The organism is Aedoeadaptatus urinae (assembly GCF_900155585.1).
GTDB lineage: Bacteria > Bacillota > Clostridia > Tissierellales > Peptoniphilaceae > Aedoeadaptatus > Aedoeadaptatus urinae.
Map to the genome: position 1 here is coordinate 418,884 of NZ_LT707417.1, position 21,297 is coordinate 440,180.

Genomic DNA, 21,297 nt, shown 5'->3' on the forward strand with positions numbered 1-21,297 from the left:
GGATCCTGTGAAGAGAGTTTCGATTTTTCTATTAAGCCTCGTCATGGCACTGGCGTTGGCCCGTCCTGCCATTGCATTGGTGGACGGGGCGGATTTGGATTTCAACGCCTACAACAAAAAGGTAAACGCAGGTCCCGGCGCCTTCTATCCTTTGATTAAAAGCACCTTTTACGACGGGAACGGCAATTTGAGGCAGACCTATGGCGGCGACTATTCCGGCGACGACGTATCGGAAGAGCTGCCGGGAAAGACACCGGTGGAATTTATTTCTGCCTACGATATGGAAAACGACAGGGAATTTTTGGGCTATTGCTATCGTGAAAACGGCAGCGAATACTACGACATTTACGCCCGCATCGGCGGCAAGGCCAAGCGCATTTTGCATTACGAACACACCGATTACGTGAATCCCTTCCGCTCCTCTCTGGAATGCGTCATCACCCAAAGCGGAAGCAAAAACTACATCGCCTTTACCTCCCGGAACAATTTTCCCGCCGACGAGTTTGACGACGCATACGCCGCTGCTGCCGACGCCTCCGGCATGACGGAATCCTACGTTTTCGACGGCAATTGGAATCTGTCGAAAATTGGCGACATCAAAGGGGAACAGATCAGCGAAAATGAATTGCCCTTCTACGAAGACAAGCAGATGGTGGCCAATTGCTACGATCTTTTGGTGGGCTACGAGCGCATGAAGGCGAAGCCCACAGAAGGCTACGAGCATTTCTTCGGCGACGCGAGCCCGGAGGCTGTAAAGGAATTTGAGCTGGCCCTGGCGCCCCTAATCGCCGGGGGCAAGAAAGAGGGCAAGGTAGACGCACAGTTTCTGCCCGGCTTAATCGCCGTCGCCACTTATTTCGGCAATAGCGAGGAGGGCTTCGCAGGCGATGCCGACGCCAAGAAAGTTTACGGCGATGTGGCGGAGACGGTGAAGGGCATCGAAAAAGGGGATCCCAACTAGGCGAATCTGGAGCTCGAGCCATATGCGGATTTCTATAAAAAATATTACGATGCTGGAATCAGCTACGGTTCCGAGGGGGCGGAAGATATTTTCAACGGCCCGGCGAAGATGAGCTTCGAGGCCGACAAGCTTCACTACCAAGTCGAGGGCTTTTCTGACGCCGAGCCCGTGGCGGTTCATATCGGCGAAGTGAACGCCTATTATGACTACGCCATCGTCACCGTGGACTATGTCACCTACAATCGCGTCTTCGGCACGGACATCGCCGCGGGCAATTACTGCCGCCGCAATGTGCTGGTAAAGAAGGAGCGGGGAGAGGACGGCATCCGTTTTATTCCCCACGATGAAGCCAATAGGCTTAGAAAAGGCAGAAAATAAGGATTCGTCAAAAGAAACTTACGAAACTTACGACAAACTTACGACAGAAAAAATCGACTTTTCAAAAGTGAAAGTAGAACCACTATTTGAAGATATGGTTGATTTTGATACTTTCTTAAAGTCTGATTTTAGGGCTGTAAAAGTTAAGAACTGCGAAGAAGTTCCTAAGTCAAAAAAACTTTTGAAATTTACATTAGATGATGGTTCTGAAAAAGAAAGAGTTATTTTATCTGGTATTAAGGACTATTACAGCGCAGAGAGCTTAATTGTAAAGACACTGCTTGCAATTTGTAATCTTCCTCCTCGTAAGATGATGGGAATCGACTCAGAAGGTATGATAATATCTGCAATTTGTGAGTATGACGGAGAAGAAAAACTTAACTTAATAATGTTGGATAATAATATTCCAGCAGGATCAAAATTATATTAAAGAACACGCTAATTATGAAACTGGGGTTTGTTATGAGTCCCAGTTTAATTTTTAGGGGTATGTATGAGATGGATAATTAGAATAATTTTATTACCGATAAAATTAGTGTTGAGTTTGCTCATAGCTTTTTTAACCTTCATATTAAGTTTGAGTACTGCGTTGTTAAGCGTAGTTTCTACTTTAATTTTTATAATTGGATTAGCTAGCATATTTCAAGGAGATAATCAAATTGTAATTGAAGCACTAATCTTAGCATTTTTATTTAGCCCATTTGGATTACCTAAATTAGGCATATATGTTATTGGATTATTAGAATTATTAAACTACACAATAAAATCTATTTAAAGAAAAATAAATATTAGACAATCGCAGACGATGGAAATCAATAATTCTGTCGTCTTCTTTATTTCAAAGAAAGGAGGTAGGGATGAATTTTGATTATTTTTATAATAGGCAATCTGAAATGTATAACTTCATTAGGTTACCTATGGTATTGCAGGAAGATGGGATTTTTGAGAGCATTTCTATTAAATAAATTATTTTGAGAATAAGTTTTACTTATAAAATTACTAAAAATTACTATCTAACAAAAAATAAACGAGCCTTTTTATTAAAGTTCTTCTATTATATAGGCCAATAAAAAAGAAAATTATAATATACAAGGCAACATAAGAAAGATAAATTAAAAATATTCTCAATTTTAAAAATATGCCCTTAAAAAAACTGGAAAATTGATTTGAATTTTCAATTTCCCATGTTATAATAATTATGGAAGTGATAATCAAATTCAAAGATTAATAAAGATAAGTAGAAAGGATGATTAAAATGGGTAGAAAGAAGATTTTAGGATATATTTCTGCTATTATAGGTCTCTTGTTAGCGCTTGCACCAAAATTTATAACACCCGTTTGTCCTCCTATGGAAAATGGGATGTTCATGAAATGCCATTGGATGGGAAATATGACCATGGGTATGGGCGCAGTCATTTTAGTATTAGCAATCATTTTTATTGTAGTTAAAGATTCAAAAATATCTTTAGGATTATCTATTTCAAATATAGCAATTGGTATTTTAGAGATACTTAACACTCATGTGCTTATTGGTGGATGCATGAAAGCCGATATGGCTTGCAGAGCAAAAACCATTCCGTTTTGCACATTGTTGGCAGGCATATTGGTTTTAGTTAATATTTATTATTGTATGAAAGAAAGACATTCATAATGGAATCAATAATTGAAACTGAAAATTTAAGCAAGAGTTTCAAAAGAGGTTCTAATACACTTTTTGCTGTTAAAAATGTAAACTTTACCCTGAAGGAGGGAGATTTTGTCAATATAATTGGCAGAAGTGGTTCTGGAAAGTCAACTTTTTTAAATCTTTTGTCTGGTTTATTAAAACCGACTGAAGGTAAAATTTTTGCTAAGGGCAAAAATATAAGTGATTTTTCTGATAGAGAAATTAGTAAATATAGGAATGAAATCATAGGTTTTGTGCCACAAAGTCTAGGAACACTTCCAAATTTAAATGTTTTAGAGAATGTGTCTCTTCCTTATTATCTATTTAAAAGAGATGAATCTGCTTATGAAAAAGCAGCTATGCTCCTTGATTTGATGGGAATTTTGCATTTGAAAGATGATTTTCCTAAAAATTTATCTGGAGGAGAGCTAAAAAGAGTGCTGATAGCCAGATCTATGATTAATTCGCCGGAGCTTTTGATTTTAGATGAGCCTACAAGTGATTTGGATAAAAATACTACTATGGAGATAATGGATTTATTAAAAAAAATAAATTCTAAAGGTACTGCGCTTATTATAGTTACTCATGAGCTTGATATTTTAAAATACGGCAATACACTTTACCAAATGGAAGATGGAAGTTTAATAAAGGAGGGGGGATAGAGATGAATTTATTAAAGAAAATGACTAGCATTTTTGCAATGATGGTAATCATGATTAGCCTAACTTTAACGCCTGTTTTTGCAGCAGAAACAAATTACGGTAACTGGGTTGAAGTCGCTGATGCTATGTCAGAACATTTACAAAAAGCTGTGGAAGTTTACAAGCCTGGAGATAAGGATGCTAAAAAAGCAGCCACAGATGCAGTTAATGTAGCTTACTTTAAATTCTATGAAAAAATTGGATTTGAAAAAACAACTATGACTGCAATTTCAGGCGAAAGAGGTTCAATGGTTGAACATCAATTTTACAGAGCAAAAAATTCTATCAAAGAAGATGCAGACCCAAAAGAAGTTAAAGATGAAATTGATGCACTTATAACTTATCTTCATGAAGATGCCCATACTCTTGATGGAACCTCTGGAGATTCTAAGTCCAGTGGTCAAAGTCAAGAAGATGTAAATAGCCTTTCAACAGGTCAATTGTTGGGAGAGGTGCTAAAAAGATTTGGTACATTTTTTGCAGTTCTTGGACTTACACTTCGTGAAGGGCTTGAAGCCATTTTAGTTGTAGCTGCCATTGCTGCATATTTATCAAAGACTAATAATAGAATTTACTTAAAAGGTGTATATATTGGAGCCTTGCTAGGCATTGTTTTTTCAGCAGTCCTAGCTGGAGTATTTAATATCATCGCCAATACAGTGGGAGAAGTTGAGTCTGGAATGGGACAAGAAATATTCGAAGGAATTGCGATGTTTCTTGCCGTTATCGTACTATTTTATGTATCCAATTGGATGCTTTCTAAATCTGAAGTTGAAGTTTGGAATAGATACATTAAAAACAAGGTTGAACAATCTGTTTCCAAGGGTAATTATTTTGCCTTATCTTTCACTGCATTCTTAGCAGTAGCAAGAGAGGGTGCAGAACTCATTTTGTTTTTCCAAGGTATGAGAACAGGCATTTCTGATAATCCAATGCATATGTGGATTGGACTTTTAGTTGCCGCCATAATACTTGCAATTGTATATTACTTAATTGCTAAAGTTTCTGTAAGGCTACCATTAAAACCATTCTTTACATTTACTTCTTGGCTAATGTTTATACTTTGCTTGTCTTTCTTAGGAAAGGGCATAGGAGAATTACAAGAAGCAGATGTAATTGGCAGAACTATAGTTCCTTGGATGAATGGATGGTCTGCTGAAGTTATAGGAATATACGATAGGTATGAAAATCTCATTCCACAAATTATTCTATTAGTAGTAACCATTGCTTCTGTTATTTATCAAAATAATAGAAACAAAAAAATTAGAGCTGAGCTTGAAGCCAGCCAAGAAAAAGAATAGGAGGATATATAGGCATGAAAATCTCATTCCACAAATTATTCTATTAGTAGTAACCATTGTTTCTGTTATCTATCAAAATAATAGAAACAAAAAAATCAGAGCTGAGCTTGAAGTCAGCCAAGAAAAAAATAGGAGGATATTATGTTAAAAAAGAAAAATTTATTTCTTGTTGTTATGACGCTTGTGTGTGCATTAATGTTTACAGCTTGTGGTAAAAAAGAAGATACAAAAGCTAATAATACAGCTAAAACTTCTACAGAAGAAAAAGCACCAGCTGAAGGAAACAAGAAAGAAGCAGGAGATGCAAAAGCTGCAGCTCCAGGAGAAGATAAAGGATTTGAAGAATTTCCAATTGGCGATGACCAAACTAAAGGACCTTTAGTAATCTCTGGTGTATATTTCCAACCGGTTGATATGGAACCAGCAGGAAACTCAATTCCTAAAGAAGAAGCTGACTGCCATATTGAAGCTGACATTACAGCATCACAAGAAGGTTCAACATTAGGTTATGGTGTTGGTGATTTTGTTCCATGGTTAAAAGTAAAAGCTTATTTACAAAAGAAAGGTTCAGACCATGTTCAAGAAGTTTCTTTCATGCCAATGAACGCATCTGATGGTCCACACTATGGTGCAAATGTTAAATTTGACGAAGGTGTTGGCGTTTATGATGTAAAATTTGAAGTTACTGCACCAGGCAATGACTACTTACTACACGTAGATAAAGAAACTGGTGTAACAGGTAGATTCTGGACAGAACCACTTGTTGCAGAATGGACTGACTTCGAATGGAACGGACCACAATGGTAAAGTTTTAAAAATTCATAATGTTTATAAGGGGAATTCACGTTCCCCTTATATGCATTTATGGGGGGGTGAAATTATGTTAAAAATTTTTATTCAAGTTATGGAGGCGGGAATAGCCTTTTCTCTAATGATTTCTTTAATACTTGCCTATTATACAACTAAAGAGAGCAAATATAAAAAGCATGTTATTATAATTTCTTTAGTTTTAGGGGTAATTGCAGCAATTGTTTCAATAATTATAAGAAATATACCTAATTTTATTAATAGAACAGAATTGAATTTCTGGTCTATGGTACCCATAGTTATCTCAGTATTTTTAATATTAATTTTTATGATATTTGAAGATAAGATAAATGCTAAAATTTATGATAATTTCATTTCATCATCGGTTGTTGTTTATCTTGTAGGAATTTGTTTTTATTATTTACCGTATGTATTTAACCAATCAAACAAATTTGTATATTATGGCGAAAGTGCTGTTTCAACTATTGTACTTTTTAGGATTTTAGGCTTTGTTTTTGGGATAATCATGATGATTTTATCAGGGCTTGCCATATACAAGTCCTCAGTTAAACTTGAAGGTAAAAACTTAAAGATTGTAGTTTTTTTTAGCTTGATATGCTCGAGTATCAGCCAATTTAATATCATAATTCAAAGGTTTTATTCTAAAGGGATTATTCCTAGAAATGTTAACTTTTTTAGAGTTATTGCATTTATAGCTAATCACGAAAATGTGTTTTTATATGCAACAATGTTAATTATGATAGCTATTCCAGTAATTTTATATAAGCAAAATATTAAAGTTAATGAAGATTATAGCAATAGGGCTCAGTTAAGAAAAATAAAGTATAGTATGAAGAATAAAAGACATTGGGCAATTTTTTTCCTTGTCGTTCTATTTATTAATACTTTTTCATTAACGGTTGGAAAGGCATATGCTAATAAGGAACAGGCCCTTTCACCACCTGAAGATTATCAAACTGAAAATGGAATGATTGTTATTCCTTTAAGTAGCTTAGAGGATATGCATTTGCACAGATATTTGTATAAGGCAGAGGATGGTGCACAAATGAGATTTTTCTGCATTAAAAAATCAGAAGGTTCCTATGGAGTTGTACTTGATGCCTGCGAGATATGTGGTCCATCTGGATATTTTGAAAGAGGCGATGATGTTATTTGTAAGTTGTGCGACGTTGTAATGAATAGGGGTACAATAGGTTTTAAGGGTGGATGTAACCCGATACCTTTCCCATACATTGTCCATGATGAAAAGATAAAGATTGCGCCAAAAGATCTTGAGGCATTGTCTTATGTATTTAAGTAGGAGGGCTTATGTTTTGGAGAATAGTTAAAGGAGCGCTTTTTAGACAAAAGGGAAAGATGGCTCTTATTGCATTTACAGTTGCCCTCGGAGCTTCTCTTGCCACTTCAATGTTAAATACCATGCTCGGTGTTGGGGATAAAGTTAATCAAGAATTAAAGACCTATGGAGCAAATATTAATGTATTGCCTAAGGAAGCTTCCCTTCTTGATGATTTGTATGGCATGCAAGAAAAAGAGGGGCAGGTTCAAAAATATTTAAAGGAGTCAGAACTTCCTAACATTAAAACTATTTTTTGGGCTTACAATATTGTAGACTATACGCCATATCTTAACACTTGGGTTTCTTGTAATAATGATTCTAAACATACTAAGATGGTAGGAACATGGTTTAATAATCATATGAATTTGCCTACTGGAGAATCAGTTGATACTGGTATGATTAGACTTAAAAACTGGTGGGAAGTTCAAGGCGAGTGGTTATCAGAAAATGATAGCGATTCAGTTATGCTTGGAAAGATTTTTGCAGACAGAAATGGATTTAAAGTTGGTGATGAAATCCAACTAAAAAGCAATAATTTAGACAAAAAATTAAAAGTTAAGGGTATTTTCTCATCAGGTTCTGATGAAGATGCGTTTATATATTCTACTTTAAAAACAGCACAAGAATTTGCTGGAGTTACTGGAGTTGTAAATAAAGTTGAAGTATCAGCTCTTACTACACCAGACAATGACTTAGCAAGAAAGGCTGCCAAAAACCCACTATCTTTAACTATTAAGGAACGGGAAGTATGGTATTGTACAGCTTATGTTTCTGCTATTTGTTATCAAATAACAGAAGTAATGACTGATTCTGTAGCTAAGCCAATTCGCCAAGTTGCAGAAAGTGAAGGAGATATTTTAAATAAGACTACTCTTCTTATGGTTTTAATTACAGTATTAACTTTGATTGGTTCAGGCTTTGGTATTTCTAATCTTATTACAGCATCTGTAATGGAAAGATCTAATGAAATTGGACTTCAAAAAGCTATAGGGGCGTCAAATGGAAGGATAATTGGCATAATTCTTGTGGAAATAATTTTGACAGCGATATTTGGAACAGTTATAGGTTACGGTGTTGGTCTGCTACTTACTCAGATTATTGGTCTAACAGTTTTTGGCTCAGCAATAGCTCCAACAGCTATGGTAGTTCCTATTGTAGCAATACTTATTATTCTTGTTACAATATTGGGTTCAATACCAGCTATAAGATACCTTTTGAATTTAAATCCAACGGAGGTACTACATGGCAGATAAACAAAGTAAATATAAATTTCACTTAAAAATGATAGTGACTTCCTTGGCAAGGAGACGTGCAAGAATGTTAACAGCACTACTTGCTATAGCTATGGGAGCAACAATTATTTCAGGACTTGTTACCATTTACTATGATATTCCTAGACAAATGGGTAAGGAGTTTAGGTCTTATGGTGCAAATATGTTGGTAATTCCCACTAACCCTGATAAAAAAATCACCAATGAACAGTTAGATGAAGTTAAATCGTTAATTCCTTCAGGAAAGCTTGTCGGTCAGGCACCCTATATTTATACAAATGCAAAAATTAATGAACAACCTTATATGCTTGCAGGTACAGATTTAAAGGGAGCGAAAGAAAATTCTCCATACTGGCTTATTGACGGTTCATGGCCTGAAAAATCGAGAGAAGTTTTAATAGGTAATGAAGTTTCAAAGGCTTTGGAATTAAAAGAGGGAGATAAAATTATTATAAATACTCCCAAAGTTAATGGAGAAGGTTCTATAGATACTAATTTTGTTGTTTCAGGAGTTGTAACAACAGGTGGTAAAGAAGAAGAACTTATTTTTATGAGTATTGATGATATTTCACAGCTTGTTAAAGACAAAAATTTTGATGTCGTAGAATATTCAATAGAAGCTGAACAAAATGAACTTTCAAAAATAGTATCAAATATTTCACAAAAGGATGGATCTCTAACTCCACAAATGGTAAAAAGAGTTACCGCCTCACAAGATATAGTTTTGAATAAATTACAAGCTCTTGTCTTCATTGTAACGATAATAGTATTATTCATAATGATGATATGTGTATCCACAACAATGATGGCAGTTGTAACTGAAAGGCGTAAAGAAATAGGTCTTAAGAAAGCTTTGGGCGCCACAAATTCGTCAGTAATCGTTGACTTTTTAGGTGAAGGAGCATTTTTGGGGGTTTTTGGTGGACTTTTAGGTGTTGTATTAGGATATATATTTGCCAATAGAGTAAGTATTTCGGTATTTGCTAGAAAGGTAAGTTTCTTGCCTCTTTTAGTACCTATGACAATTATTGTCTGTATAATAATAACTATAGTTGCATCTTTAATACCAGTATCTAAAACTGTTGATATTGATCCAGCTTTAGTGCTTCGTGGAGAATAGAAAGGAATTTTATGGATATATTAAAACTCGTTGATGTTTCAAAAATTTATGGTGAACTTAAAGCCCTTGACAAAATCAATTTAAGTGTAGAAAAGGGCGAATGGATTTCTATAATGGGTCCATCAGGTTCTGGTAAAACAACAATGATGAATATTATTGGTGCCATGGATAAACCTTCACTTGGCGAAGTTATTTTGGATGGTGAAGATATAGCAAAAAAATCACCTAAGGAACTAACAGTTATTAGAAGGGATAAGATAGGACTTATTTTCCAACAATTTCATTTAGTTAATTATTTAAGTGCTTTGGAAAATGTAATGATGTCACAATATTATCATTCTATGCCAGATGCACAAGAAGCAATGGAAGCTTTGGCTGCAGTAGGTCTTGCTGATAGAGCCAAGCACTTACCCAACCAATTATCAGGTGGGGAACAACAAAGAGTATGCATTGCTAGAGCTCTTATTAATCATCCTACAATACTTTTAGCCGATGAACCCACAGGAAATTTGGATGAAAAGAATGAATATATAGTTCTTGACATATTTGAAAAACTTCACAATGCAGGATCAACAATTATTGTTGTAACTCACGACCCTGAAGTCGGTGAAGAATCTGAAAGAATGATAACTCTTGAACATGGTAAAATTTCAAAAGAAGAAAAAATGAAAAGAAAAAGACCAGTTCTTGATTCTGTAAAAAAAGATGAAAAACTTAAGGAGTTTATATGAGAAAATTTTTGAATGTATTAATAATTTTTTCTTTGGGGCTTGTCCTAGTTGCTTGTGGAGGAGATAAAAAAGAAGAAGCTCCAAGCGTAAGCTATAAAGACGGCACATATCATGGAGAATCTGCCAAAGATGAAAGAGGCGGACTTGTAAAGGTGGATATAAGTGTTAAAGACAATAAGATTGAATCTTGTACAATGCAAAACATTGATGGAGATGGAAAAGAAAAGGATGAATCTTATTGTCAAAGCCAAAATGAAGGACTATATAAGATAGCCCAACAAGCTATAAATCTTGCAAAGTCATACCCAGATAGATTAGTGGAAACAGGAAATCCTGAAGGAGTGGACGTTATTTCGGGGGCAACAGAAACTTACAAGCAATTTATAGAAGCTTGCAATAATGCTCTTGATGGTGCAAAATAATGAAAGATTTATACACAATTAATTTAGCAAAAAAGAATATAGAAAATAAAAAGGCAAGGTCAATTACCTTGATTTTACTTGTAGGAATTTTAACTTTTATTTTATTCATGTCATCATTTATAATTTTTTCTCTTAAAAACGGCATGAAATCTCTATCAGATAGGATGGGAGCAGACATTATAGTAGTCCCAGAAGGTTATGATTCCAAAATTACAGGTGCAATATTAAGGGGAGAACCTAATACATTCTTTTTTGACAAGGATATATTAAATAGAGTAAAAAAAGTACCAGGAGTTGAAAAAGCGTGTGGTCAAGTTTATCTAGCTACACTTTCTGCTGGATGCTGTTCTTTTCCCATTCAAGTTATAGGAATTGACTTTTCTGATGACTTTAGCGTTAAACCTTGGCTTGAAAAACAGATTAAAACTCCAATTAAAGCTGGGCAAGTTGTTGTAGGTGCTAACATTGTGGGGACTATTAATCATAAGGTTAAATTTTTTAATCAAGAATTTGAGATAAGAGGTAGGCTTGCAAAAACTGGCATGGGTTTTGATAATTCAGTTTTTATGACAATAGAAGAAACTCATAGATTAGCCAAGGAATATGAAAAGATAATTAATCATCCGGTGGCAAAAAAAGATGATATATCTTCTATTTTAGTAAAAGTTGAAAAAAACAAAGATCCAAAAACAATTCAAAAACTTATTAAAGAAGAATTTAAAAAAGAAAAAGTGTATCCTTTATTGCCAAGAAAAATAATGACAGAAGTTTCAGATTCAGCAAAAAACATGCTTGTATATGTGTATATATTGATAGCTTTGATTTGGATACTAGCTTTCTTTATTTTAAGTCTTGTAAATACCTTATCAGTTAAGGAAAGGAAAAGAGAATTTGCAACCATAAGGATATTAGGAGCAACAAAGAAAAAACTCAGTGAAGTAGTTCTCGTTGAATCTATGCTAATTAATGGAACAGGTGCAGTCATAGGTTCTGTGCTTTCCTTTGTTTTAAGTATAACTTTCAATAATATATTTTCATCACTTTTGAATATGCCTTTTTTAAGACCGAATATATTCCTTATGATTTTAATGTTAATAATAGTAATAATTTTGGGAACCTTGTTAGGCCCAATATCTTCAATTATTGCTATTAATAAAATAAATAAAGTAGAATTATTATTGATGCAAAGAGATAATGATTAAAATAGGCTATTTGTCAAATTTTGGGGAGACTTGTTAACTCGAGTCTCTCTTTTTATTTAAAAATCAATACTTAAACGCTAATAAAAGATCAAAACTAAAATAACTAAAAAACCATTAAAAATAAACATAGCAAACAAGACTCCTAGGGGTTTTGCGAAATTTTCCCATTTTCTTATCCCTACTTACAAGCAATATGGTTTTAGTGCTAAAAATACACCTGAAAAAGAAATAGCTAAATTGACCAATACCGAAAAGATCACCCCTAATTTTTTTGAAATTATAAAACTAAAAGGGATTTGCCACATGGTTGTAACAAACACGACTATAATCCCTAAAAATATTGAAGCAATACTTAATTGCTTAATTTGATTAATTCCAAACAAACTAAAAATAAATGGTATACAAACCACAGCAACACTTAATAGAAAACAGGAAAGAAGAGCATATCCTAATACAACCAAAAGTTTAGAGCTCCATATTTTTCCTTGAGAAACTGGTAGACAACGGATTGCACGAAGTCCGTGCTTTCCGTTATCTATATTAACAGCTGTTGCACTGATTAATGCGAATGTGGCAGGTAAAAAAACTACATAGTACCAGTTGAATAAAATGAAAGAGGAGGCAAAGAAAGCGGAAGAAGAGAAGGCCCGTAAAGAAGCGGAAGAAAAAGCTCGTAAAGAGGCTGAAGAAAAAGCTCGCAAAGAGGCGGAGGAAGCCGCCCTCATCGAAGAAGGGAAAGGCGAAGAGCGGAGCGAACCGGATGCTGCCGTCGAAGCGGATAAATTCTGTCCCCGCTGCGGCAGCAAGCGGGAAGCGGGCGCTCTGTTCTGCGGAAAATGCGGCCGCAGCTTCAACTAAAAGTGAAAATAAATTCATTCGGACAAAGAAAAATCCTCTACCTATGTGGGTAGAGGATTTATTTTTATCTCATAGTGACCATTTCCTCGGCACTGGTGGGGTGGATGGCCACGGTGGCGTCGAAGTCGGCCTTGGTGGCGCCCATTTTCACGGCGACGCCGAAGCCTTAAAGGCGAGCAAGTAAAGAGAAAAGCGTCGAGATGCCGGCGCTTTTTTGTATGTGCATGAAGTTTAGTACCATCTTCCCGTTCATGAGAAAAAGATCTGTTACGGGAAAGAAACAAAGAATCGATATCAATTATATTGACGGAGAAAAAGTCAGCAGATACAATGAATAATATAGAGGTGGAGGCGGTGACGAGTTAGTGTAAAGAGGGAAATAAAACCAGGTAGAAAGTTAGGATATGTCGCCTTGCTTAGTGTAATGATGATGCCTCATATGGCACAAGCGGCAGCGTTTAGCGAAGCATTTGTTTCAAATGATTTTGTAAAAGCGGAGACGCCGGTTTATGATACGCATGCGGCCGGTGGGAATACCAAAGATACAGCATGGAGTTTTACATTGCGATCCGGCAGCACGAACTCCTATACGGCGGCACGAAAAAAGACCAATAAAACGGCAGCTTATGTACGCGTGAAAAGCTGTGGAAGACCTTCCGTGGGAATCAGGATTTGGATTCCCGGTACCAATTGTAGAAAATACAGAGTATCCAACGGCGATATTAAATATTTGAGTAATGATGCGCCGGTTGGCAGTATGATTCAATTGGCCGTTGAAAGCGGTGATGGGGGTCAAATGTCCGCCACCGGCGTTTGGAGTCCCAATAACACCTCCGGATATTAGTAAGGTTAAATACATTTAATTAGGGCAAAGGATTTAGCATTTTTTTTCGGAGGATCTTATGAATAAATCGTACATACACAATCAACTCTCTCGCTGTTTAAAAGATAAGCGTATTATCATTGTCTTTTTATATACTGCCGTCTTATTCGCAATTCAAATTACAGCAAAGAGTGATGAGGGTCTATACGACGACAATCTGTCCAACAATCTTATGCTTCTAAATTATTTCGGCGTGGGGGCAAGCATATACTATACATTTTTGATTTTTTTCGCTCCCTTTACGGCATCTGCCATCTACAGCGATGATCGGAGAAAAAACATGGACAGCATATTGATCAGTCGCATGGGCAGAAAATCATACATAAAAAATACTGTTGCGGTCACCGTCATTTTGGGTGTTCTGACCGGGCTCTTCCCCCTCGTTTTTCACGACCTGCTAATGGCTCTCGTCTATCCCTTTCGTTATGCTCAGGATATTTATTTTCACGCCATAAGCTATCGTAGCGGGTTTCTCTATACGTCCAATCCCTATGTGATTAATCTGCTGTTTTATTTCTTGTATGCGCTCTGGTGTACTTTCTTTTCTCTCCTGACCCTCGCCGTAAGCATGGTCAGTCGCAGGCGTTATTTTGAAAACATTCTTCCTTTTGCTGCTTTTTTCTTGCTCTGGACTGTAAATATGCGACTTGCAGATAAAATTTACAATATCTCTATGTTTTTTCCTACAGTCTTTATGACGGAACAAACTTTTATTTTCAGCTTGATTTTTCTGTGTCTCTCCATACCTGTTTGCCTACTTTTCATAAGGAGTCGGAATCGTGAAGACAGCATTTAATGAATTGCGGCGAAACGGTAGAGGGAATAAGATCTTCTTAATGGCTATCTACTTGATCTTCGTGGCTTTTTTAGGGCGGCAGTTTTTTACCGATTTTGAAGGTGGCGGTCTCTATGCATTGGAAGACTATAAGAAAGTAGCAGGAGAGATCGGGACTTTCTTTTTGGTAAGTAGCCTTTTTCTCGCTTATGAATACAACATTTTGACAGCGGTTCGCTACAAGAGTCGGTGCGTGATTTTGCAGTATCATCTTTTGAAAATTTTCTTGCCGGCGTTTCTTGTGAGCGTCACATCCGTCCTTCTTTTTATGGTAGCGGGCTATGTGCAGGGCTTTTTTAACGGACATTATGTTTCCGCCGCTCTCTTCGGGTTGATGCTGGCGGTGCAATTGATTTTGAGTCTTTCGGCTATCGGCTTGTTGGGCTGTTTGTTTAACGTATGGGTGAGAAACGAATTTTTAGGCACGATTTTCGTCTTGGCTTTCTTTACCTTTAACAGCTATCGTACCTCGGTATTAACCCGCGTTGTCGGGCTGTTTACTTACAATTATCATCAATTTTATTTATTGAAATTTTTACTTATACCGGGTGGGGCGATGACCTACACAACGATAAAAAGCTGCGGATTGTTATTTGCCATTGGGATGCTTTCTTTTCTTGTGAGTCTGCGGGTGAAGAAGATAGATTTTTTGGATTAGGAGAGACCTATGATCGTATCGTTACAAAATGTCAGTAAAAGAATCAAAGGGAAGATTATTTTAGAGAATATTTCTCTGGAACTGGAGCGGGGAAAAATCTACGGAATTTACGGTGTAAACGGGTCAGGAAAAACCATGCTCTTGCGTGCTATCGCCGGACTGATGGACGTGGATTCGGGTGTCATTTTCGTGAATGGGGAGAAGCGCGTCTACGGCAAAGCACCGGGTATCAACATTGGTGTCGTTATCGAAAAAGTAGACTTTTACGGAAATTTGGCGGGTTGGGAGAACCTCCGTCTATTAGGAGAGGTTCGTGGCCCTTTTGATGACAGCGAGGCAAAAAGGCTAATTGATTACTTCGACATGGATCATTACATAGACAACGAAGTAAACACCTATTCCTTGGGGATGAACCAAAAACTTGCCATCGTTCAAGCCCTTATGGAGAAGCAGCCGCTTATTTTGTTGGACGAGCCTACCAATGCCTTGGATGAGGACTCCGTGGAACGCCTTTACGCCCTTTTAAGTGAATTAAAGAGGGCGGGGCGAACGGTGGTCGTGGTATCTCACAAGAAGGAAGACTTGCGTCAACTGTGTGACATGCGTTTTAAAATGAGCGAAGGGAGATTGTATGGGGAAGAAGAATAGTGCGAATGGAATAAAAATTGCCCTGCTCCTGCTTGCACTTTTGGCTGTAGTGCGGATCGTCTACATGAATTTACCCGTCAATGTGCCGAAGGAGAATTCCATATACACCATGCACAAAATAGGCGAATCCATAGATTTAGGGGAGGGCAAGTTTTTCACTTTACTAAACTGCGAGCCAACGCAGGACGCCAAGTATTTAGAAGATAGCGGGCTGGATCCAAATGAAAACGTGCTGATTAAGATGACAGTACAAACCAACGTAAGCGATTTGGCAACGGCCTATCGTTTTAAGCTTTACGATCAGTACATCGGCATGTGTTATTTTTCTGATCCCTACGATATAAAGGGAGATATCGCGACATTCGACCTTGTTTTACACATAGAAAAAGATATGATTCAATTTCTTCGTGAGCACAATCGCCCGAGGGACCTGTACGCATTCGTGAGTCCCGATCTTAATATTCATAAGAAAGAAACCATTAGCTGTATAAAAATGGATTTAGACGATATTTTAAAAAACAACAAATAAAAAACATGGAGAGAGGAAGCGTCCTTTCTCCATGTTTTTGTTTGACGAGTTAGCGCATGGTGACCATTTCCTCGGCGCTGGTGGGGTGAATGGCCACGGTGGCGTCGAAGTCGGCCTTGGTGGCGCCCATTTTCACGGCGACGCCGAAGCCTTGCATCATTTCGTCTACGCCGTAGCCCATGGCGTGGGCGCCGACGATTTTTTCCTCATCGCCTGCGCAGACGAGGAGCATTTTACATTGATGGGGATGGCCCGATACGGAGGAGCGCATGTCGGTAAAAGAAGAGGTGTAGGTCTTAATGGCGTCCTTGCCGTATTTTTCCTCCGCGTCCTTTGCCGTGAGGCCCACGGTGCCCATGGGCGGGTGGCTGAAGACCACCGTGGGTACATTGGCGTAGTCCATGTGGGCGTCTTTCTTGCCGCCGAAGAGGCGATCGGCGAGGCGGCGGCCTGCGGCGATGGCCACGGGGGTGAGATCCAATTTGCCGGTGACATCGCCGATGGCGTAAATGCCCTCTTCCGTGGTGCATTCATAGGTGTCGCTTACGATGCGGCCCTTCTCGTCCACTTCCACCTTGGTGTTTTCCAGGGCCAGGCCTTCGATATTCGGGGTGACACCGGCCACCCAAAGGACTTTTTCAAAGACGGCGGTGCTGTCGTCTTGGAAGGTGATTTCGATGCCGCCCTCTACTTTTTTAAAGCTTTTCGACGAGGTCTCGAAGTGAATGTTCACGCCGCCCTTTTCCAGCTCTTCCGTGACGGCGTCGGTAATAAAGGGATCAAATTTTCTGAGGATTCGATTTTTTCTCACGAGGAGATGGGTTTCCACGCCCATGCCGGCTAAAAATCCGGAAAGCTCCGTGCCGATGTAGCCGCCGCCGACAATGGCGATGGTCTTTGGCAGCACGTCCCAGGTAAAGAAATCGTCGGAATAGTCTACCAGCTCCGCGCCGGGAAGCTTGCAGGGGTTCGGGTGGGCGCCGGTGGCGATGGTTATGTGATCGGCGGTATATTCTTCGCCGTCGATGACGACGGTGTGCGCGTCTTTAAACCGGGCCTTGCCGAAGAGCTTGGTAACGCCGTTGTTTTCCAGACCGGATTCGAAGCTGCTCCGCGCACGGCTGACATAGCCCATTTGGGATTCCCGCAATTTTTTAAAATCAAAATCCCAGTCGCCGACCTTGTAGCCGTAACTAGCCGATTCCTTTTCCAGGGTTCTGCGAATGCCCGAGGCATACCAAAAGATTTTTTTCGGCACGCAGCCCCGGTTCACGCAGGTGCCGCCGTAGTCTTTTTCTTCCACAATGGCGACTTTGGCGCCGTATTGTGCCGCCCGATTGGCCGTGGCGCTTCCGCCGCTGCCGCCGCCGATGACGATATAATCAAATCTATGAGACATAATAGCTCCTTTCACAGATAAAAACGCGTATTAAAAAAGAGGATACGATGATCCTCTTTAACTATACCCATTTTATACGAGGCCCATGAAATATTCAACGCCGATGGCCACGACGACCACCAGGGCGGAAATCACAAAGCCGTGGAGCATGGGGCCGGTGCCGGAATTTTTCATGTCCTTTAAGGACGTCTTCAGGCCGATGCCGGCGAGGGCCATGACCATAAGGAATTTGCTGATGTGCTTAAAGTTTTGGCCTACGGCTTCGGGAATAAAGCCGGCGGTGTTAATAATCGTGAGAGCCAAGAAGCCCAGGATGAACCAGGGAATGACGTGAGTCAGGGAGAACTTCGCCTTTTCGTGCTTGTGTTCCTCTTTGGATTTTAAATGGGCGCTGATCAGAGCGAAGGTAATGACCGTGGGGATGATGACCAAAGTACGTGTCAGCTTCACCATGGTGGCGAAGTCCCCGGCGCCGTCGGAAAAGGCGTAGCCCGCAGCCACAACCGACGAGGTGTCGTTGACTGCCGTGCCCGCCCACAGGCCGTAGGCCATGTCGGAAAGGCCGAGAGCGTGACCCATAAGGGGAAAGGCGACGATCATGACCATGTCGAAAATAAAGGTGGCGCTCATGGCATAGGCGATGTCCAAATCGTCGGCTTCAATGACCGGGGCGATGGATGCGATGGCGCTGCCGCCGCAAATCCCCGTGCCGGCGGAAATGAGGTTGGACATCTTCCAGTTCAGTCCGAAGAACTTGCCGGAGAAGTGGCCCAAACCGAAACAGGTCAGCAGGGTAAAGACCATGACGGACAGGGACAGGCGGCCCACTTGAAAGACCGTGGCCATGTTCAGAGAGGCCCCCAGTAAAATAATGCCCAGCTTCAATAATTTTTTCGAAGCGAAGGTGGCGCCCTTGGTCACGGGATTTTCCGATTGCAGGAAATGATTGATGATCATGCCGATAAACAGGGCGATGACCGACGCGCTGATCAAAGGCATAGGTAGTTGACTTTCGATAAATTTCGAGGCGGCGGCGATGGCCACAGTTAAAAGCACCCCGGGAATAATTGCTTGGATGGATTTCAAATGATTGCTCCTTTCTTCGTGTATTGATCATCTCATAAATCTAAGATAAAATAAAATTATAATTCATTATAGAGCAATAACGAAACGATATGGAGGAGCCGTGGACATTCGATTGACTACCTTTTTGGAAGTACTGCAAACGGAAAATTATACGAAGGCGGCGGAAAATTTGCACATCACCCAACCGGCGGTGACCAAACACATTCGCTCATTGGAAGAGGAATTCGGCGGCGTGTTTTTTCGCTACGACGGCAAGAAAATGATCCCCACCGACGACGCCCGACTCCTGGAGCACTACGCCCGCAGCCAGCAGAAGAGCTATCGAGACACGCGGGACGCCCTGCAGAAAGAAAAGGCCCGCACTGTGCGCATCGGCCTCACGAAAACACTGGGGGAATATGCCTATACAACAAGCCTGGTGGACTTTCTTCGGGGCCGGGCCAACGACTTCGTCTTCACCGTGGACAACACCGAGGCTCTCTTGGACCTGCTACGCAACGCCCGCTTGGATTTTCTCATGGTGGAGGGGCAGTTTGCGAAAAACGAATTCGACTTCGCCGTCTTAAAGGAAGAAACCTTCACGGGGATCTGCAACGCCCATCATCCCTATGCCGGCCGCAGCCTTTGTGTGGAAGAAGCGGCGGAGGGCTGCCTGGTGGTGCGGGAGAGGGGAAGCGGCTCCCGGGAAATTTTAGAAGACAAGCTGCGCTACAAGGGCTACGAGGTGCGGGACTTTAAGCGGCTCATTACCTCGTCGAGCCTGACCCTGATCTCCAATTTCGTGGCGGCGGGGGTGGGCATCTCCTTCGGCTACGAAAGCCTGGCGAAAAATAATCCCCGCCTGGCGACCTTCGATGTGGAAAGCATTACGGACCGCCACGAATTTTCCCTCGTCGCCTTAAAGGGCACCGGCGGCATGGAGCTCTACCGGCGCCTGAAGGAAGGAGAGGTGCTGTAAATCGACGAGATCAAAACGAATCGAGAGAGCGGGGCTTTCTCGATTTTTTATGTCCTTCCTTAAAAGGGCAAAAAGAAAACCCCCGGCCGCGCCGAGGGTTTCTTTAGCAGTATGAATTATTTTAAGTTCAATAAGTGTTCGTATTCTTCAGGACCCGTCCGTTTGCGGTCGTCGCGGAAGAAGTCTTTTTCCAATGCGACGACGACGCCGGAAAGTCCGATGAGGCCGATCAAGTTCGGGATTGCCATTAATGCGTTTAAGATATTGGCAACGGTCCATGCCAGGTCTAGGTTCATAACGCAACCGACGAAGATCATGATGATATAAACGAGCTTGTAAGGTTTGCCGATGCCTGCGCCCAAGAGGTAGCGGGCAGAGGTTTCACCGTAGTATTCCCAACCGAGGATGGTGGAGAATGCGAAGAGCAATAAGCCTAAGGATACGATGTAGCGACCGATAGCCAAGTGCATATCGAATGCCGTAGCGACGAGAGCCGATGCATCGGTAATGCCTTCATCCAAAACGCCGGATGTAATAATAACCAAAGCGGTAATGGAGCAGACGACGAAGGTATCCAGGAAGACTTCCGTAACGCCCCACATCCCTTGACGGGTGGGGTGGTCGGTGGATGCCGTAGCGTGGGCGATAGGCGAAGAACCTAAGCCGGCTTCGTTCGTGAAGACGCCGCGGCTGACGCCGTTGCGCATAGCCAGCATAATGGTGTAACCGATGACGCCGCCGCCGACTGCCGACGGATTAAATGCGCCGACGAAGATAGCACGGATAGCGAAGGGAATCATGTGGGCGTTGGAAATAATGATGATTAAACCGCCGACAATGTAGAAAGCTGCCATAAAGGGAACGAGCTTTTCGGTTACCTTCGAAATGGATTGGATCCCGCCGACGATAACGATGGCGGCGAGAACGGTAATGACCACTGCGGTGATCATGGGGGGAACGTTAAAGGACGATTTCAGCGTACCGGCGATGGCGTTGGATTGAACGGAGCAACCGATACCGAAGCAGGCGACGCCTGCCAAGAAAGCGAAGCATTTGCCGAGCCAGGGTTTTTTCAAACCGCGGTCTAAGTAGTACATGGGGCCGCCGGCGTAGCCGTCCGGGGTTTTAATACGATAGGCCACGGACAAGTTAACTTCCGAGAACTTCGTACACATACCGAAGAATGCGGCAACCCACATCCAGAATACGGCGCCGGGACCGCCGCCTAAAATAGCGACCGACACGCCGACGATATTACCGGTACCGACTGTCGCGGCCAATGCCGTGGACAGTGCTTGGAAAGGAGTAATGGCTCCTTCTTCAAGGTCGTGCTTTTCAAACATTTTACCCATGGTATTTTTCAGGATATACCCGAAATGTCTTGCTTGGACAAAGCCGGTACGTACAGATAAGATAATGCCTGCGCCGACGAGCAAAACCATAAGGGGAACGCCCCATAAAAACGCATCAATCTTGCCTAATACATCTGCAAAACTCATAAGTCACCTCCGAAATAAGTATAA

25 protein-coding genes and 2 pseudogenes are annotated in these 21,297 nt (G+C 40.6%); 22 read left to right on the forward strand and 5 right to left on the reverse strand.

The features are described from left to right. Nucleotides 1–7: 7 nt before the first annotated feature. The 15 genes and pseudogenes from BQ7397_RS04375 to BQ7397_RS04445 all read left to right on the forward strand — a co-directional run bounded on the left by BQ7397_RS04375 (nt 8) and on the right by BQ7397_RS04445 (nt 11,920). Nucleotides 8–961 (forward strand): hypothetical protein, encoded by a 954-nt coding sequence (locus BQ7397_RS04375; RefSeq protein WP_077074892.1) that lies wholly within the window; start codon nt 8–10, stop codon nt 959–961. A 108-nt stretch (nt 962–1,069) separates the two neighbouring features. Further along, nucleotides 1,070–1,339 carry a hypothetical protein gene (locus tag BQ7397_RS04380; RefSeq protein WP_077074893.1) on the forward strand — a complete coding sequence of 90 codons (270 nt, stop codon included), beginning with the start codon at nt 1,070–1,072 and terminating at the stop codon, nt 1,337–1,339. Next, nucleotides 1,290–1,769, forward strand: a pseudogene (locus BQ7397_RS04385) (lysine--tRNA ligase); the annotation flags it as partial. The gene BQ7397_RS04380 and the pseudogene BQ7397_RS04385, both read left to right, overlap by 50 nt. 63 nt (nt 1,770–1,832) lie before the next feature. After that, a complete protein-coding gene (locus BQ7397_RS04390) occupies nt 1,833–2,114 on the forward strand; it encodes a CD1845 family protein (protein WP_077074895.1) in 282 nt (93 codons plus the stop codon). 82 nt (nt 2,115–2,196) lie between these two features. Then, nucleotides 2,197–2,301 (forward strand): annotated as a pseudogene (locus BQ7397_RS04395) (replication initiator protein A); the annotation flags it as partial. 293 nt (nt 2,302–2,594) lie between these two features. Further along, a complete protein-coding gene (locus BQ7397_RS04400; RefSeq protein WP_077074897.1) occupies nt 2,595–2,990 on the forward strand; it encodes a DUF4418 family protein in 396 nt (131 codons plus the stop codon). Then, nucleotides 2,990–3,667 (forward strand): ABC transporter ATP-binding protein, encoded by a 678-nt coding sequence (locus BQ7397_RS04405; protein WP_077074898.1) that lies wholly within the window; start codon nt 2,990–2,992, stop codon nt 3,665–3,667. The genes BQ7397_RS04400 and BQ7397_RS04405 overlap by 1 nt, the downstream gene beginning before the upstream one ends. Before the next feature lie 2 nt (nt 3,668–3,669). Next, a complete protein-coding gene (locus BQ7397_RS04410; RefSeq protein ID WP_077074899.1) occupies nt 3,670–5,007 on the forward strand; it encodes an FTR1 family iron permease in 1,338 nt (445 codons plus the stop codon). Between the two features lie 141 nt (nt 5,008–5,148). Then, on the forward strand, nt 5,149–5,814 hold the full coding sequence (locus tag BQ7397_RS04415; RefSeq protein ID WP_077074900.1) for an iron transporter: 666 nt from the start codon (nt 5,149–5,151) through the stop codon (nt 5,812–5,814). A gap of 97 nt (nt 5,815–5,911) precedes the next feature. Further along, the gene (locus tag BQ7397_RS04420) at nt 5,912–7,135 is read left to right on the forward strand and encodes a Fe-S-containing protein (protein WP_077075039.1); all 1,224 of its coding nucleotides are present in this window, start codon (nt 5,912–5,914) and stop codon (nt 7,133–7,135) included. Nucleotides 7,136–7,143: 8 nt separating this feature from the next. Continuing rightward, on the forward strand, nt 7,144–8,427 hold the full coding sequence (locus tag BQ7397_RS04425) for an ABC transporter permease (protein ID WP_077074901.1): 1,284 nt from the start codon (nt 7,144–7,146) through the stop codon (nt 8,425–8,427). After that, entirely contained in the window at nt 8,417–9,565 is a 1,149-nt protein-coding gene (locus BQ7397_RS04430; RefSeq protein WP_077074902.1) for an ABC transporter permease, read from the forward strand. The genes BQ7397_RS04425 and BQ7397_RS04430 overlap by 11 nt, the downstream gene beginning before the upstream one ends. 11 nt (nt 9,566–9,576) lie before the next feature. Further along, complete coding sequence (locus BQ7397_RS04435; protein ID WP_002840489.1) at nt 9,577–10,296, forward strand: ABC transporter ATP-binding protein; 720 nt, start codon at nt 9,577–9,579, stop codon at nt 10,294–10,296. After that, on the forward strand, nt 10,293–10,718 hold the full coding sequence (locus tag BQ7397_RS04440) for an FMN-binding protein (protein ID WP_077074903.1): 426 nt from the start codon (nt 10,293–10,295) through the stop codon (nt 10,716–10,718). The genes BQ7397_RS04435 and BQ7397_RS04440 overlap by 4 nt, the downstream gene beginning before the upstream one ends. Further along, the gene (locus BQ7397_RS04445; RefSeq protein WP_077074904.1) at nt 10,718–11,920 is read left to right on the forward strand and encodes an ABC transporter permease; all 1,203 of its coding nucleotides are present in this window, start codon (nt 10,718–10,720) and stop codon (nt 11,918–11,920) included. Before BQ7397_RS04440 ends, BQ7397_RS04445 begins: the two co-directional genes overlap by 1 nt. Nucleotides 11,921–12,102: 182 nt before the next feature. Here BQ7397_RS04445 and BQ7397_RS04450 read toward each other — a convergent pair whose 3' ends face one another. Continuing rightward, nucleotides 12,103–12,645 (reverse strand): lantibiotic immunity ABC transporter MutE/EpiE family permease subunit, encoded by a 543-nt coding sequence (locus BQ7397_RS04450; protein ID WP_234970578.1) that lies wholly within the window; start codon nt 12,643–12,645, stop codon nt 12,103–12,105. On the opposite strand from BQ7397_RS04450, the gene BQ7397_RS09115 reads away from it, so the two are divergent. Then, the gene (locus BQ7397_RS09115; protein WP_077074905.1) at nt 12,530–12,778 is read left to right on the forward strand and encodes a zinc-ribbon domain-containing protein; all 249 of its coding nucleotides are present in this window, start codon (nt 12,530–12,532) and stop codon (nt 12,776–12,778) included. The genes BQ7397_RS04450 and BQ7397_RS09115 overlap by 116 nt on opposite strands. Nucleotides 12,779–12,842: 64 nt before the next feature. On the opposite strand, the gene BQ7397_RS09565 is transcribed toward BQ7397_RS09115, so the two are convergent. Further along, nucleotides 12,843–12,929: a hypothetical protein gene (locus BQ7397_RS09565; protein ID WP_417875227.1), complete on the reverse strand. Its 87-nt coding sequence runs from the start codon at nt 12,927–12,929 to the stop codon at nt 12,843–12,845. Between the two features lie 288 nt (nt 12,930–13,217). Between BQ7397_RS09565 and BQ7397_RS04465 the strand changes: the two genes are divergently transcribed. Genes BQ7397_RS04465 through BQ7397_RS04485 form a run of 5 tightly spaced genes read left to right on the forward strand, consistent with a single transcriptional unit; the run spans nt 13,218 to nt 16,331 of the window. After that, nucleotides 13,218–13,622, forward strand: coding sequence for a hypothetical protein (locus BQ7397_RS04465; RefSeq protein WP_144019969.1), 405 nt, complete (start codon nt 13,218–13,220; stop codon nt 13,620–13,622). A gap of 58 nt (nt 13,623–13,680) precedes the next feature. Continuing rightward, complete coding sequence (locus BQ7397_RS04470; protein WP_077074907.1) at nt 13,681–14,457, forward strand: hypothetical protein; 777 nt, start codon at nt 13,681–13,683, stop codon at nt 14,455–14,457. Further along, nucleotides 14,441–15,154 carry a hypothetical protein gene (locus BQ7397_RS04475; protein WP_077074908.1) on the forward strand — a complete coding sequence of 238 codons (714 nt, stop codon included), beginning with the start codon at nt 14,441–14,443 and terminating at the stop codon, nt 15,152–15,154. Before BQ7397_RS04470 ends, BQ7397_RS04475 begins: the two co-directional genes overlap by 17 nt. A 9-nt stretch (nt 15,155–15,163) precedes the next feature. Next, on the forward strand, nt 15,164–15,802 hold the full coding sequence (locus tag BQ7397_RS04480; RefSeq protein WP_077074909.1) for an ATP-binding cassette domain-containing protein: 639 nt from the start codon (nt 15,164–15,166) through the stop codon (nt 15,800–15,802). Beyond that, nucleotides 15,786–16,331, forward strand: coding sequence for a hypothetical protein (locus BQ7397_RS04485; RefSeq protein WP_077074910.1), 546 nt, complete (start codon nt 15,786–15,788; stop codon nt 16,329–16,331). The genes BQ7397_RS04480 and BQ7397_RS04485 overlap by 17 nt, the downstream gene beginning before the upstream one ends. A 49-nt stretch (nt 16,332–16,380) precedes the next feature. Here the strand turns inward: BQ7397_RS04485 and gorA are convergent, their stop codons facing one another. Both gorA and BQ7397_RS04495 read right to left on the reverse strand, forming a co-directional pair. Continuing rightward, on the reverse strand, nt 16,381–17,730 hold the full coding sequence (gene gorA, locus BQ7397_RS04490) for a glutathione-disulfide reductase (protein ID WP_077074911.1): 1,350 nt from the start codon (nt 17,728–17,730) through the stop codon (nt 16,381–16,383). A gap of 72 nt (nt 17,731–17,802) precedes the next feature. Next, nucleotides 17,803–18,816: a YeiH family protein gene (locus tag BQ7397_RS04495; protein WP_083703409.1), complete on the reverse strand. Its 1,014-nt coding sequence runs from the start codon at nt 18,814–18,816 to the stop codon at nt 17,803–17,805. A 100-nt stretch (nt 18,817–18,916) separates the two neighbouring features. On the opposite strand from BQ7397_RS04495, the gene BQ7397_RS04500 reads away from it, so the two are divergent. Next, nucleotides 18,917–19,774, forward strand: a complete 858-nt coding sequence (locus BQ7397_RS04500) for a LysR family transcriptional regulator (RefSeq protein ID WP_083703410.1) — start codon at nt 18,917–18,919, stop codon at nt 19,772–19,774. Nucleotides 19,775–19,890: 116 nt separating this feature from the next. On the opposite strand, the gene BQ7397_RS04505 is transcribed toward BQ7397_RS04500, so the two are convergent. Beyond that, complete coding sequence (locus BQ7397_RS04505) at nt 19,891–21,273, reverse strand: alanine/glycine:cation symporter family protein (protein WP_077074913.1); 1,383 nt, start codon at nt 21,271–21,273, stop codon at nt 19,891–19,893. Nucleotides 21,274–21,297: the final 24 nt, after the last annotated feature.